The 13,097-nt window shown below is 51.0% G+C and carries 10 protein-coding genes; 2 read left to right on the top strand and 8 right to left on the bottom strand.

The features are described 5' to 3' along the window. Positions 1–7: 7 nt before the first annotated feature. Positions 8–1,006, bottom strand: coding sequence for a 2-keto-3-deoxygluconate transporter (gene kdgT, locus SK34_RS21180; RefSeq protein WP_003031841.1), 999 nt, complete (start codon positions 1,004–1,006; stop codon positions 8–10). Between the two features lie 698 nt (positions 1,007–1,704). On the opposite strand from kdgT, the gene proP reads away from it, so the two are divergent. Together proP and pmrR are read left to right on the top strand one after the other, a co-directional pair. Then, complete coding sequence (proP, locus tag SK34_RS21175) at positions 1,705–3,207, top strand: glycine betaine/L-proline transporter ProP (RefSeq protein ID WP_044702152.1); 1,503 nt, start codon at positions 1,705–1,707, stop codon at positions 3,205–3,207. A gap of 157 nt (positions 3,208–3,364) precedes the next feature. Beyond that, positions 3,365–3,454: an LpxT activity modulator PmrR gene (gene pmrR, locus SK34_RS21170; RefSeq protein ID WP_008321468.1), complete on the top strand. Its 90-nt coding sequence runs from the start codon at positions 3,365–3,367 to the stop codon at positions 3,452–3,454. Here the strand turns inward: pmrR and pmrB are convergent. From pmrB to melR, 7 genes are all read right to left on the bottom strand, one after another. Further along, entirely contained in the window at positions 3,448–4,530 is a 1,083-nt protein-coding gene (gene pmrB, locus SK34_RS21165; RefSeq protein WP_003844779.1) for a two-component system sensor histidine kinase PmrB, read from the bottom strand. The two genes, pmrR and pmrB, sit on opposite strands and share 7 nt — an antisense overlap. Next, positions 4,531–5,199 carry a two-component system response regulator PmrA gene (gene pmrA, locus SK34_RS21160; protein ID WP_003031849.1) on the bottom strand — a complete coding sequence of 223 codons (669 nt, stop codon included), beginning with the start codon at positions 5,197–5,199 and terminating at the stop codon, positions 4,531–4,533. It lies immediately after the preceding gene. Positions 5,200–5,203: 4 nt separating this feature from the next. After that, entirely contained in the window at positions 5,204–6,841 is a 1,638-nt protein-coding gene (gene eptA / locus SK34_RS21155) for a phosphoethanolamine transferase EptA (RefSeq protein WP_048234132.1), read from the bottom strand. Between the two features lie 147 nt (positions 6,842–6,988). Beyond that, positions 6,989–8,326: an arginine/agmatine antiporter gene (gene adiC, locus SK34_RS21150; protein WP_003031853.1), complete on the bottom strand. Its 1,338-nt coding sequence runs from the start codon at positions 8,324–8,326 to the stop codon at positions 6,989–6,991. 127 nt (positions 8,327–8,453) lie between these two features. Next, positions 8,454–9,215 carry an AraC family transcriptional regulator gene (locus SK34_RS21145; RefSeq protein WP_044702149.1) on the bottom strand — a complete coding sequence of 254 codons (762 nt, stop codon included), beginning with the start codon at positions 9,213–9,215 and terminating at the stop codon, positions 8,454–8,456. Positions 9,216–9,526: 311 nt separating this feature from the next. Next, complete coding sequence (gene adiA / locus SK34_RS21140) at positions 9,527–11,794, bottom strand: arginine decarboxylase (RefSeq protein ID WP_008321469.1); 2,268 nt, start codon at positions 11,792–11,794, stop codon at positions 9,527–9,529. A gap of 237 nt (positions 11,795–12,031) precedes the next feature. Next, positions 12,032–12,964, bottom strand: coding sequence for a transcriptional regulator MelR (gene melR, locus SK34_RS21135; RefSeq protein WP_003841146.1), 933 nt, complete (start codon positions 12,962–12,964; stop codon positions 12,032–12,034). Positions 12,965–13,097 lie beyond the last annotated feature (133 nt).

The raw sequence follows: 13,097 nt of genomic DNA, 5'->3' as shown, positions 1-13,097 counted from the left end.
GACAGAGTTAATGGTGCAGAGAGTCTGCCGGGGTGGACACCGTCTCGTTGGCGACCAGGTTTTTATTAAAACGTTTGGCGTACAGCGCGGTGATAATCGGCACCAGAATGGCGGTGACAATTACGCTGGCGGCAACCAGCGCCGTAGCGGATGCGGCAACCGGTTCGAACGCCGGGTTAATCTGGGCGATAATCACCGGGTTTGCCACCGCAGCGCCTGCTGCTGAAGAGGCTGCCACGCCTGCCGTACCGTTCCCGCCACCAATAACACGGTCTGCAATAATCAGCGGGATACCGGTGATGACGATAACCGCGACACCCAGCAAGATACCCAGCAGACCGGTATCAACGATTACGCTCAGGTTAATGGTGTTACCCAATGCGAAGCCGAAGAACGGGATCAGCACCGGTGTGGCTTTGCTGAAGAAAGAACGCAGGTCATGATCCAGGTTGCCTAATGTAAAGCCAATCAGGAACGGTAATACCGCGCCGATAAAATGGTGTGGCTCGAAGGAGGCCAGACCCGCGGAGCCGAGGATCACCATGGTCATTAACGGGCCGGATTCCAGAGACATCAACACAAATGCGCCAGACTCTTCTTTGGTGCCGTACTGGTTCATCAGGCTGGCGTACAAACCACCGTTGGTCATGTCCATGGCGGAGACAATTGCCAAAACTGAGAGGCCTGCAAAGAACCCGGTTTGAATACCGGTATCAGGAATGAATGAAGCCGCAATCATTGCCACTACCCACGCCACGGCTATTTTGGTTATTACCAGCGTACCGGACTTGCGTAATACCGTGCCGGTTGCCCGTAAATCAATAGATGCGCCGATACAAAAAAACCACACTGCCAGAATCGGTACCGTTCCGCTGATCATTCCTTTGGTAAACGAACCGAAATACGCACCGGTATCCGGAGCTAACGTATTTAACACTGCGCCTAATAACAGAGGAATCAACATCATTCCGCCGGGGATGCGTTCAATCGTGGCTTTAATTTTCATAAACGTCCTCATGTCTTGTCGCCGCTAACACTAGCGCAAGAGGGTAAAAATTAATAAATTCAAATGGTTACTGGTTTCTCTTAACAAAGAAAATCGCTATCTCTTTGTTTTATAAAATCTAACGCGGCATACATTGAGCGTGTTGCTGCTCCCAGGGATATTGCGTCTGGAATTAGTTTGCATTCATGGGAACGTTGATTCAATCAAAATAAAACGATGTTTTAGTTATCTTCATCACATATTCCGAGCAAAAGTTCCCGGTCGCTCTGATTATTAAAAAAGCTGTGATCTTTTTGTGAAGGGATTAGGTGTTTTTTTGCTAGCAGAATAATAATGACCGCTGTGATTGTTGGTGCAATAAAGCGATTTATTCTTGTATTTAATTGTCAGTAAATCACAAGCGTTACATGTAAAAAAGATGACTAAGAATGACCTAATTTACGCATGTTGACGAAATGAAAAACCATATGTGAAGTTGATCACAAATTTAAACGCTGTTAGGGTAAAGAGGTCATTAACCGCCCAATCAGGCGTCAACAGGTTCGGTTGTACTGTGCGTTTCTCGTCAGTGTAAGTAAACCTGCTACGCTTGTTACAGGGAATGCGCCTGTGCGTTCCCCGCTCGGTGATGACCTTGACGCATGGGCGTTGGGGGACTCGAACTGGAGCGTGACAGGGCTAAGTCTATGAGGACGAGTATGCTAAAAAGGAAAAAAATAAAACCGATAACGCTGCGCGACGTTACCATCATTGATGACGGTAAATTGCGAAAAGCCATTACCGCAGCGTCGTTAGGTAATGCGATGGAATGGTTCGATTTTGGTGTTTATGGATTTGTTGCTTACGCATTAGGTAAAGTGTTCTTCCCGGGGGCTGACCCCAGCGTGCAGATGGTTGCTGCACTCGCTACCTTCTCTGTTCCCTTTCTGATTCGACCGCTTGGCGGATTGTTCTTCGGTATGCTCGGCGATAAATACGGTCGTCAGAAGATACTGGCTATCACCATTGTGATTATGTCGATAAGTACCTTCTGTATCGGTCTTATTCCCTCGTATGCCTCGATTGGTATCTGGGCGCCGATTCTGCTGCTGCTGTGTAAGATGGCGCAGGGATTCTCGGTCGGCGGAGAGTACACCGGGGCGTCGATTTTTGTCGCGGAATATTCGCCGGACCGTAAGCGTGGATTTATGGGCAGTTGGCTGGACTTCGGCTCGATTGCCGGGTTTGTGCTGGGTGCGGGCGTGGTGGTTCTGATTTCAACCGTCGTCGGCGAGGAAAATTTCCTTGACTGGGGCTGGCGTATTCCGTTCTTCCTGGCGCTACCGTTAGGGCTGATTGGTCTGTACCTGCGTCATGCGCTGGAAGAGACGCCGGCGTTCCAGCAGCACGTGGATAAACTGGAGCAGGGCGATCGTCAGGGTCTACAGGAAGGTCCGAAGGTTTCGTTTAAAGAGATTGCGACTAAGCACTGGCGCAGCTTGTTGGCATGTGTTGGTCTGGTGATTGCTACCAACGTCACCTACTACATGCTGCTCACCTATATGCCGAGCTACCTGTCGCATAACCTGCATTACTCCGAAGACCACGGTGTGTTGATTATTATCGCCATCATGATTGGTATGCTGTTTGTGCAGCCGATTATGGGGTTGCTCAGCGACCGCTTCGGGCGCCGTCCGTTTGTGATCATGGGCAGTATTGCGCTGTTTGTGCTGGCGATTCCGGCATTTATCCTGATTAACAGTAATGTTATCGGTCTGATTTTCGCCGGGTTGCTGATGTTGGCGGTGATCCTCAACTGCTTTACCGGGGTGATGGCGTCAACGTTACCGGCGATGTTCCCGACGCATATTCGCTACAGTGCACTGGCCGCCGCGTTTAATATCTCGGTATTGATTGCTGGTTTGACTCCGACATTGGCCGCATGGCTGGTGGAAAGCTCGCAGAATCTGATGATGCCTGCTTATTATCTGATGGTGATTGCGGTGGTTGGTTTAATTACCGGCGTGACCATGAAAGAGACCGCCAATCAGCCGCTGAAAGGGGCCACGCCTGCCGCTTCGGATATTCAGGAAGCGAAAGAGATCCTCGGCGAACACTACGATAACATTGAACAGAAAATCGAAGATATCGATCAGGAAATTGCTGAACTACAGGTTAAGCGCACGCGTCTGGTGCAGCAGCATCCGCGTATTGATGAGTAATCGTGTCATTGCCTGATGGCACGCAGCTTTTAGGCCTACGGGTAGCATTGTACTTTGTAGGCCGGATAAGGCGTCAGCCGCCATCCGGCGCGTGGCCTTAAGGTTGGCTTAATATCCTTCAGGCAAACTCTCCTCCATAGTTTCGGAGGAGAGTGTCATGAAAACCCGTATTTATGAAAGTTTGACCACCGTGTGCAGTTTGCTGATCGTCAGCAGCTTTTTGTATGTATGGGTGAGCTCTTACTGAATTTTCGCCAATTCCACCCATGCGCGAGTGCCGTTGGCTCCCTGGCGATTTTGCAAATAGAAATGCCCTTGATGTAACTGGGTGATGCGACTGACAATGCTCAGCCCCAGTCCAATTCCGCCAAAGCGGCTGTCCATACGCACAAACGCTTTACTCAACTCCCCGCATTTACTTTCATCAATGCCCGGCCCTTCATCTTCAACGGCAAGGACGGCATCCTGCTCTGTGTTCAGGCTAATCGTAATATGGGTGCCTTCCGGGCTGTAACGATGCGCGTTTTCCACCAGATTTCGTAGTAGCATCCGCAACAGCGTAACATCACCAGGCACGACAACGTCCGCCGCGCTTTGTGGCAGGAGCAGCGTCTGTTTACGTTGGTCCAGCATGGTGCTGAGTTCATCGTAGGAGGGCAGAATAACATCCTCCAGCAGCTTGACATGCTGGTAGCTCCCGGCCGAAAACGACTGTCCGACGCGGGCGAGTTGCAGCAGTTGCGATACGCTGTCCATCATTTGATCTAGCCGGGCAATTAGCGGCGAAACGTCGACCTTATGGGTTTTGGATAATAATTCCAGATGCAGGCGCACGCCTGACAGCGGTGTGCGCAGTTCGTGAGCGACATCGGCGGTAAATAAGCGTTCGTTTTCAATCGTGCTGGTTAGCCGCGTTACCAGGTCGTTGAGCGCGGAGACAACCGCCTGGATCTCAATGGTTGAGCTGTGAATTTCAATCGGGGTCAGGTTATCGGCTGCCCGCGCCTCCAGCTCTTTTTGCAGATCTGCCAGCGGACGAGTAATACGTCGCACTGCCTGGTAGCAAATCAGCAGCGCCAGGCTGACCATAAAGATGCCGGGGACGATCAGACTGGCGATGGCCTCGCGGATCTCATGCATGATGTGGCGATCGTTGTTGCGATTTTCGCGCAATGCCTGTTCGAATAACTGTATTTGCTCGGTACTTTCATGCCACAACCAGAAAGTGCTAATCAGCTGAAAGACCAGCAGAATAAGACCAATCGTCAGCATCAGGCGATGACGAAGCGGGAGCGGTTGTTTTAGATATTGCAGCAGCTTCACTTAGCTTTCCTCAGTGGCAACCAGCATATAGCCAAATCCCCTGACCGTGCGGATGCGAGATTTTCCGACTTTGTCGCGCAGATTGTGAATGTGCACTTCCAGCGTATTGGTCGACGGTTCGTTATCCCAGCTGTAGATGTCGTTATACAAAATTTCCCGGTGTACCGGACTGCCCGCTTTGAGCATCAGGCGCGACAGGAGTGCGTATTCTTTTGGCGTTAAGATAACCTCTTGCCCGTCCATCCACACCTGGCGCCGACCGATATTCAGCGTCAGGTTGCTGACAATGAGTTCACTTTCACCCTGATTGTTATGCCGACGCAGCAGCGCCCGGATGCGGGCATGCAGTTCTTCCAGTGCGAACGGTTTGACCAGATAGTCATCAGCACCCACGTCCAGTCCGCTGACACGGTCTTTCACCGTGTCGCGGGCGGTGAGGATAAGTACCGGCACGGTGTATTTTTTCTGTCTGATTCTGTTCAGAAAGTGCAGGCCGTCTTCATCCGGTAAGCCCAGGTCGAGGACCACCAGACTGTAATGTCCGCTCTCCAGACACTGCTCCGCTGCGCGGGCCGTTGATACGCCGTCGCAGGCGTAGCCTTCTGTTTGCGCGGCGAGTATCAGTCCCTGTAATAACAACGTATCATCTTCAACAATCAGGATTTTCATTCGTTTAGCCTCCCCGGCAGGGTTGCAGAATATCATCCGCCGCCTGATATTTCTGTGTTTGTACGCCCGTTAATCCCAGCAGGGTCGAGAAGAGATTATCCTGTGAGAAATCTTCTGAGCTTGCCCGTTTTTGCAAACATGTCTGAGAGACCTGATAGCGTTGCTGATAATCCTCGGAGAGCCACAGCAGCATCGGCACATGTTTTTGCGTATCAGGTACAATCGAATACGGCAGGCCGTGCAAATAGACGCCATTTTCCCCTAAGGATTCGCCGTGATCGGAAAGATAGACCAGGCTGGTGGTGAAATTATCCTGGTGCTCTTTCAGTATATTGATTGCTTTATCAACAATATAGTCAACGTAAAGAATAGTGTTGTCGTAAGTATTGACCAACTGTTGCTGTGAACAGGTCTGGATTTCGTTGGTATCGCAGGTTGGCGTAAATTTCTTAAACTGCGCAGGATAGCGGTTGTAATAGGTCGGACCGTGGCTGCCGATGGTATGCAACACAATCACGCCGTCGCCTTTCAGGTTATTAATGTACTCTTCCAGCCCGTGGAACAGGACTTCATCGTAGCATTCACCGTCAATACACTGCCCCGGCAGGTTCAGCTTAGTCATATTCTGGTGTGGAACCCGGTCACAAGCCCCTTTGCAGCCGCCGTCGTTATCGTTCCACAGAACGTTAATTCCCGCCCGTTGAATAATGTCGAGCATGCCTTCCTGATGCTGCGCCAGTTCTTCGTCGTAGTGCGCGCGTGGCATATCCGAGAACATGCAGGGTACTGATACTGCCGTTGCCGTTCCGCAGGACGTTGTGCGGGGGAAATAGACCACATTATCTTTTTCCAGCAGCGGGTTGGTCTGGCGCGAATAGCCTGACAGCGAGAAGTTATCGCCACGTGAAGTCTCGCCGAGAACCACAATCGTCAGGTTCTTACGCTTTTCTTTCACCATCAACGGATTGCGGTGTGCATCTTCGCCAATGCGTACCAGCGGCAGGTGGGCCAGCCTCTGGTGTGAATACCAGGATGACGTCGCCACAATGCTGTTGGATGGACTGAGGGATTTCACCAGTTCTTTGTTGTTGCGAAACAGTGAAGCGTAATCTTTATAGAAGAACGCAGCGACCAGCACGATCAGCAGTGCGGAGATCAGAATGTTCGCGCCACGGAACAGTATGCTGCGCATGACAGACGTGATCGGTTTGATTTTTACCCAGCAGGCAATAAGTGCGGCCAGAATGCCGCTCACCCCGAGCGTGATGAGCAGTTGTGGCGTCAGCAAAGCAAAGGTTTCGGCGGGGGTGGTGTCCATCATATTGGCGATCATTGAGCGGTCGATGATGATGCCGTAGGTCATGATGAAATATTGGGCCGATGCGCCAACCAGAATGAAAATGCACGCCACCAGGCGATTAAGCCACAGGAATGAGGCCAGTGTCAGCACAATGTTCATGACGCTGAACGCGACCACTGGCATTGATAAAAACACCAGCACGTTACGCACAGAGTCCAGAGGCAGGTCTTGCAGCACTTGTTTATAGAACGCAATGTTCAGGAAGGTCGCAAGATAAAATGAGATCAGCAGAAGCCAGCTGATTAGCCCGAGAGTGGGCCTTTTAAACAAGAGCTTTAACATTAAGGGGGGTTCCATCGACTATGTGGCGCAAATCCTCTCAAAGTAAAATTAAGCCAACCTTAAGTTCTTAATGTTGATTTTTCGAAGAGCGGTGGGAGAACGTTGGCCCGATGAGCTTACGCCATCGGGCCACGACGATTGTTGGTGTTAGTTATTGTTTACCGGGGCATCCAGTGGATACGGGTTTTTATGGATCCGGTTGTAGTTCAGTGCGTACAGCGCGGTGATGATCATCAACGTGACGAACGACCACATCACTTCTTTGGCTCCGGAACCGACAACCGCCCAGATGCAGTAGACAAAGGCGATAAAGGTCACCAGTAAGTACATCGGGCGTGCTTTACCAAAGTGACCATGGCCGAGCAGCAGCAGCGCGGCGCAGGTGTACAGATACGGCACCAGGGTGAAGATAACGGAGACCGAAGAGACCAGACCAAACTCTTTCGCTGCGTTCGGCGACATGCTGCTGAACTGGAAGATGGTCATCAGAATGCCGACGATAATTAACCCGGCCACTGGTGTACCGGCTTTGTTCACGCGGGCAAAAATCGGTGGGAACAGGCCGTCATCGGCTGCGGCTTTGGCGGTTTGCCCGGCAAGCAGCGTCCAGCCGCCCAGAGAACCAAGACACCCGGCCGCAGCACAGAAGGAGACAATTGCCCCTGCGGTGTCACCCAGCGCCATGCGTGCGGCATCACCGAACGGAGAGGCTGAAACACGTAGCGCCGCGTTAGGGATCATACCCATGATCGCGGTGGTGGAGAGCACGTAGCAAACAGCGGCAATCAGCACGCCGCCCATGGTGGCGATAGGTACGTTACGTTTGGGGTTTTTAACCACGCCAGCCGCGACGGAGGCGCTTTCTACCCCGATAAATGACCATAAGGTAACATTCAGAGTGCTTTGAATCGCGCCGAAGGTGTTCATGCCGCTGACGTTCCAGGCCGCCATATAGGTTTCACCGCGGAACCAGAACCAGCCGAAGACGGCAATCCCGACAATTGGTACCAGCGCCAGTACCGTTGCGACGGCCTGCACGCGGGTGATCATTTTCGGTCCGACAATGTTCAGTAATACGAAGATCCACAGCACTACGACACAGGTCAGCGTCAGGACCAGCGGATCTTTTAAGATGGGGAAGAAGTAGCTCAGGTAACCGACGCCAATGACCACCATGGCGATGTTACCAATCCAGCAGGCCAGCCAGTACAGCACGTTGGTCTGGTAGCCCAAAAAAGGACCGAAGCAGCGGCGGGCGTAAGCATAAGAACCACCGGGACTGGAGTCTAAGGACGACATTTTGGCGTACACCATCGACAGTGCCAGAGCACCGATAATCGTGACCAACCATCCGTAGATTGCAATCCCGCCAGTTGACGCAAGGTTTGCGGGTAGCAGGAATACACCGGAACCCATAATATTCCCCGACACCATAAGGGTGACGGGGATTAAGCCCACTTTGTGAGCATCAGCATCCGTCGACATATTTTCTAACTCCTGATAAGGATAAATGACGCCTTATCATACCTCGTCAAAAGTCTGTTTAATGATGGCGGAGCTGGGGTATCGCTAATGCTGATATTATTATGGCTTATCGCTAACTGATTAAAAATCAGGCGGCGGATGGCTCCCTATGTTGACTAACATAATGCAGAGGCGTCATCCCATAGAACTCTTTGAATACGGAGATAAAGTATGAGGTACTGTTATATCCACATAGTTGAGAGACCTGGGAAATGTTTTTGCCGTCCATCAGTAATTGATTGACGGCATATCGCATGCGACAGGTGGTAATTATTTGGCTGTAACTTGTATTTTCACTTTTGAGCTTTTTCTTTAACAAACTGGGACTCAGGCATAAGCAACTGGCAACCATGCTTAAATTCCAGTCTTTATGTATATCGCTCTCAATAATGTGATAAACGCTGTCGCTGATACAGTTGCGCAGCATATACATGAGCAAAGAGATAAACTTTTTGCTGTCGAGAAAGCGTGATAACACCGTGAACAGTAGCGAGCGCGTACGCTCTCTTTCAGCTTCGTTCACTGTGTCCATTACGCTATGTTGGGCAGCCACCCTGAAGACATCCGGCGTCAGACACGCTGAGGTCATCACTGGGCTGGCACTGCGTTGCCAGAGTGGGATCTGTGAAAGGTCTTTATTTAAAAAGCGCAGATAGTCTTTAATGATATCGCGGCTAATATGTACAACCAATGCGTTATTAAGTGATGAAAAATCGATAATATTATTATCGCATGCCACCAGTGCCATATGATTAGCTTTTAAACTGATGGCGTCTTTACCGTTAATCCTTAACCAAACATCCTTCTCCGTTAATACAACAACACAAGCTTCTTTGCTGCAAAGCTTCATACCCAACTCCAGGAATATGAAAAAACACCGTAGCTCAACATCAGATGAGCCAAATCGGCTAAATTGAAATTGTATGATGAAACCAGGACCGCAATAAAATAACGTGTCTGAAATTAATTACAATGTTTGGTGGGATTTTTCTTATGTACAGATTTTTTTACGCAAGTGGAAAGATGCTATTTGCGTATAAAAAAAGCGCGGGGTGGTCCCGCGCAAAAAGGTATGACAGTGTTATTGTTTTGCAGCAATACTCAGGAATTACTCAAGAATGACATGTCTACCTTAAACATCGGACTATCTAAAAAGAGACCTTATGCTTTCACGCACATAACGTGATAAACACCGTCAATAATTTCCGTTCCTTCGGTTTCATGTTCAAATCCAGGGAAGTGGTGGTCCCAGGACTGCAACGAACGCAGGTACCCAATTTGCGGGCTGTTGGCATCGCCAAAGTTTTCACCGGACAGCAGCATCGGAATTCCCGGTGGGTAAGGGATCACGGAGTTTGCCGCAATACGTCCCGCCAGATTTTCAATCGCCACCATCTCAACGTTGTCACTGACTATCGCGTTGTAAGCGTCACGCGGAGTAATATCCGCATCCGGCAGACCGGAGTAGGCTGCATTGAGACGGCTGCCTGGGTTGTTTTCTTTCAGCCAGGCGAACATGGTGTCGCCCAGATCGTGAATACCCATGTTGGCATAAGTGTCAGGATGTTCCTCAACCAGTTCTGGCATCACCTGTGCCAGCGGGGTATTGGCATCGTAGTGGTGTTTGAAAGAGCACAGTGTGTTGATCAGTGTGCCCCATTTCCCGCGGGTAATCCCCATGGAGAACAGGAACATAATCTGGAAATCGGTGGTTCGGGTCGGCACGATGCCGTGGCGGCCAAGCCAGGCGGTAACCAGTGCGGCCGGTACGCCGTTCTCTTCCAGTTCGCCATCGTCGCCCATCCCCGGTGCCAGAATGCTGACTTTGATCGGGTCCAGCATGCTCCAGTTATCCGGCAGGTCTTTAAAGCCGTGCCAGGATTCACCCGGACGCATCACCCAGCAGTTCTGATCGGTAGCCAGCAATGTGGCTGGCGCGTCGGCAAAGTCATAGGTTTTACCGGTCTGCGGATCGGTTACCACTTCTTTGTTCCACGGTTTGAAGAACCAGTCGCCTTCGGCGGTGAACTCTTTGTACAACCGTGCCATGGCCTGACGGAAATCGACTGCTTCGTCGATCACTTCCTGAGTGAGCGACAGGCCGCTGTTACCGTCCATCATGGAGACCGCCACGTCGTTTGAGGCGCAGATAGCATACAGCGGAGAGGTGGTGGCGTGCATCATGTACGCCTGGTTAAAGCGGGAGAAGTTCACGGCCCCACGCCCTTCACGAACGTGAATGTAAGATGCCTGAGAGAGCGCATTCAGCAGTTTGTGGGTCGAGTGGGTGGCAAAAACGGTAGGACCGTTATGATCGCCCGGCGCGCCACGCATGGCGTAGTGATCGGCATAAATTGGGTTGAAGCGAGCATAGCCGTACCAGGCTTCATCGAAGTGGATGCGATCGCTGGTTTGTGCGAGCAGATCCTGCGCCTCTTTGGCGTTGTAGCAAACACCGTCGTAGGTACAGTTGGTCACAACGCTGTAAGACGGTTTTTGCCCAGCTTTGCCTTTGGTCAGCGGGCTTTCGCTGATTTTTTTCTGTAAAGTTTCAGGCTGCATTTCTTGCGGGTAGATAGGCCCGATAATGCCGTACCGGTTGCGGCTTGGCACCATGTACACCGGTTTTGCCCCGGTGAGGATCAGCCCCTGTTCGATGGATTTATGGCAGTTACGATCCAGCACCACGACGTCGTTGTCGGTCATACAGGCCTGCATGATGGTGCGGTTAGAGCCGGAAGTCCCGACCACTACGGACCAGGAACGGTCGGCACCGAACACGCGGGCAGCATTTTTTTCACTTTCCCCAAATGCGCCTGTATGGTCGAGTAAAGAACCGAGATTGGTACGTTCAATCCCCATGTCGGTACGGAAGAGATTCTCACCGTAGTAGTCATGGTACAGTCGACCGGCAGGTGTTTTGGTGAAACCGACACCGCCCTGGTGACCCGGTGCAGCCCAGGAATACTCATGGACATTGCTGTATTTCATCAGGGCGTTGAACAGCGGTGGTAACAACTGCTGACGATAGCGAGTCATCGCTGCGATGGCACGGCCAGCGATAAAGTCAGCGCTGTCCTCCAGAATCCAGGCGAATTCATCGACAAGCTCCAGCAGGTCGCGATCCAGCGATGCGGTGGCTTTTTCGCGATCGCCCAGCAGGAATACGGGAACGTTTTGCTGGCGCTCGTGGAGCTTGCCGATCAATTGCCTGACGTTCAGGTGTTCGTCTTGTTGTTCCATTTGATAGCTGAACATCAGGCAATCAATGGCTTCATTGGCGGCGAGGATTGCGTAGCCATCGTCGAATGAGGTGGACTTAATGACGGTAACATTTTGGCGGCTTAATGCGTCAGCCAGACGTTCGACAGCGCTACCGACCCAGGTGTCCTGATGCAGAAACTCACTTTCAACAATTAATACTTTCATCATCTTTTACCCGGTTGTGGAAAGGTTGCAATCTATGAATTGCAGACACACCGTATGAATGTGACGCAGGCAAGTATTATCCTGTCAAAACGGGCTGTAAAGCGGGTGAAAAATAGTCTGATTTATGTTTAATTTGTTTTTAAACATATGGTTACGTTTGCTTGTTGGCGGTTTTTCACCACCGTTTATCGACAGGGGGAATATTTTTTTGGCTGATACTGATATGGCCGAATGATATCAACCAGCCATTGTTTGCCGATGCTGCTGACTTAGTTTGCGGTACTGCTGCGGCGACATGCCGACAAACTTGCTGAAGGTGTCATAAAAACGGCTGCTGGAACGGAATCCGGCGGTCAATGCAACGTCGAGAATGGTTTTATCGGTATCGCTAAGCAATGCGCGGACGTGATTGATCCGCATTGCCGTGATGTACTGCTTCAGGGTGAGTTGCATCACGCGTTGGAAAATCCCCATCGCGTAGTTGGCGTTGAGCTTCACGTGTTCCGCGACGTCGTTGATGGTGAGCGCCTGATCGTAGTTATCGGCAATAAAGCTCAGCATTTGGCTGACGTAAAACTGGGCGTGCCGCGACACGCTGTTTTTGTGGGTCCGCGAGGTTTTATTGACGAGTATAGGCTGCCAGCCGGAAAGGCTAAACCGCTTGAGCATCAGACCAATTTCATCAATGGCGAGCTGGCGAATTTGTTCGTTCGGGTTGTTCAGTTCCTGTTGCCAGCGCTGAACTTCAAAGGTGCTCAACTGCTGCGACGCCAGCGATTTGATGACCATTCCATGGGTAACATGGTTGATCAACTCGCGATCCAGCGGCCAGGAGAGGAAAAGGTGCATCGGTAAATTGAAGATAGCCATACTTTGGCAACTGCCCGGACGCGTGAGTTGATGCGGTGTGCAGGCCCAGAATAGCGTGATGTGTCCCTGTTTTATCTGTACGACTTCGTTGTTGATCAGATACTCGACGTCACCATCAAACGGCACATTGATCTCCACCTGCCCATGCCAATGGCTGGCTGGCATAGCATGCGGTGAGCGCAACTCGATATCCATCCGTTGATATTCTGAGTACAGCGATAGCGGGCTGCGGGTTTGTTCTTCATCGCTACTGCACATGTGCGGATCGGGAGGAAGAGGCGATGTCGGTAATGTGCTCATGGTTGCTCCATTTCCTGAATTATCAGAATCATGTCATTTAACACGTATTAAGGCTGAGAATCAGGACACAAATTGGACCGTTACCATTGAGCATAGCGACATTTTGCGGCCACATACTCTGCTTTTTGGGTAA

Source organism: Citrobacter sp. MGH104 (assembly GCF_001034485.1).
GTDB classification, from domain to species: domain Bacteria; phylum Pseudomonadota; class Gammaproteobacteria; order Enterobacterales; family Enterobacteriaceae; genus Citrobacter; species Citrobacter freundii.
This window is presented reverse-complemented; position numbering and strand designations above follow the sequence as displayed.

What these genes read in the sequence shown, in the direction of transcription:
- kdgT (WP_003031841.1), bottom strand. Translation starts at nt 1,006, where the DNA reads ATGAAAATTAAAGCCACGATTGAACGCATCCCCGGCGGAATGATGTTG.
- proP (WP_044702152.1), top strand. Translation starts at nt 1,705, where the DNA reads ATGCTAAAAAGGAAAAAAATAAAACCGATAACGCTGCGCGACGTTACC.
- pmrR (WP_008321468.1), top strand. Translation starts at nt 3,365, where the DNA reads ATGAAAACCCGTATTTATGAAAGTTTGACCACCGTGTGCAGTTTGCTG.
- pmrA (WP_003031849.1), bottom strand. Translation starts at nt 5,199, where the DNA reads ATGAAAATCCTGATTGTTGAAGATGATACGTTGTTATTACAGGGACTG.
- eptA (WP_048234132.1), bottom strand. Translation starts at nt 6,841, where the DNA reads ATGTTAAAGCTCTTGTTTAAAAGGCCCACTCTCGGGCTAATCAGCTGG.
- adiC (WP_003031853.1), bottom strand. Translation starts at nt 8,326, where the DNA reads ATGTCGACGGATGCTGATGCTCACAAAGTGGGCTTAATCCCCGTCACC.
- SK34_RS21145 (WP_044702149.1), bottom strand. Translation starts at nt 9,215, where the DNA reads ATGAAGCTTTGCAGCAAAGAAGCTTGTGTTGTTGTATTAACGGAGAAG.
- adiA (WP_008321469.1), bottom strand. Translation starts at nt 11,794, where the DNA reads ATGAAAGTATTAATTGTTGAAAGTGAGTTTCTGCATCAGGACACCTGG.
- melR (WP_003841146.1), bottom strand. Translation starts at nt 12,964, where the DNA reads ATGAGCACATTACCGACATCGCCTCTTCCTCCCGATCCGCACATGTGC.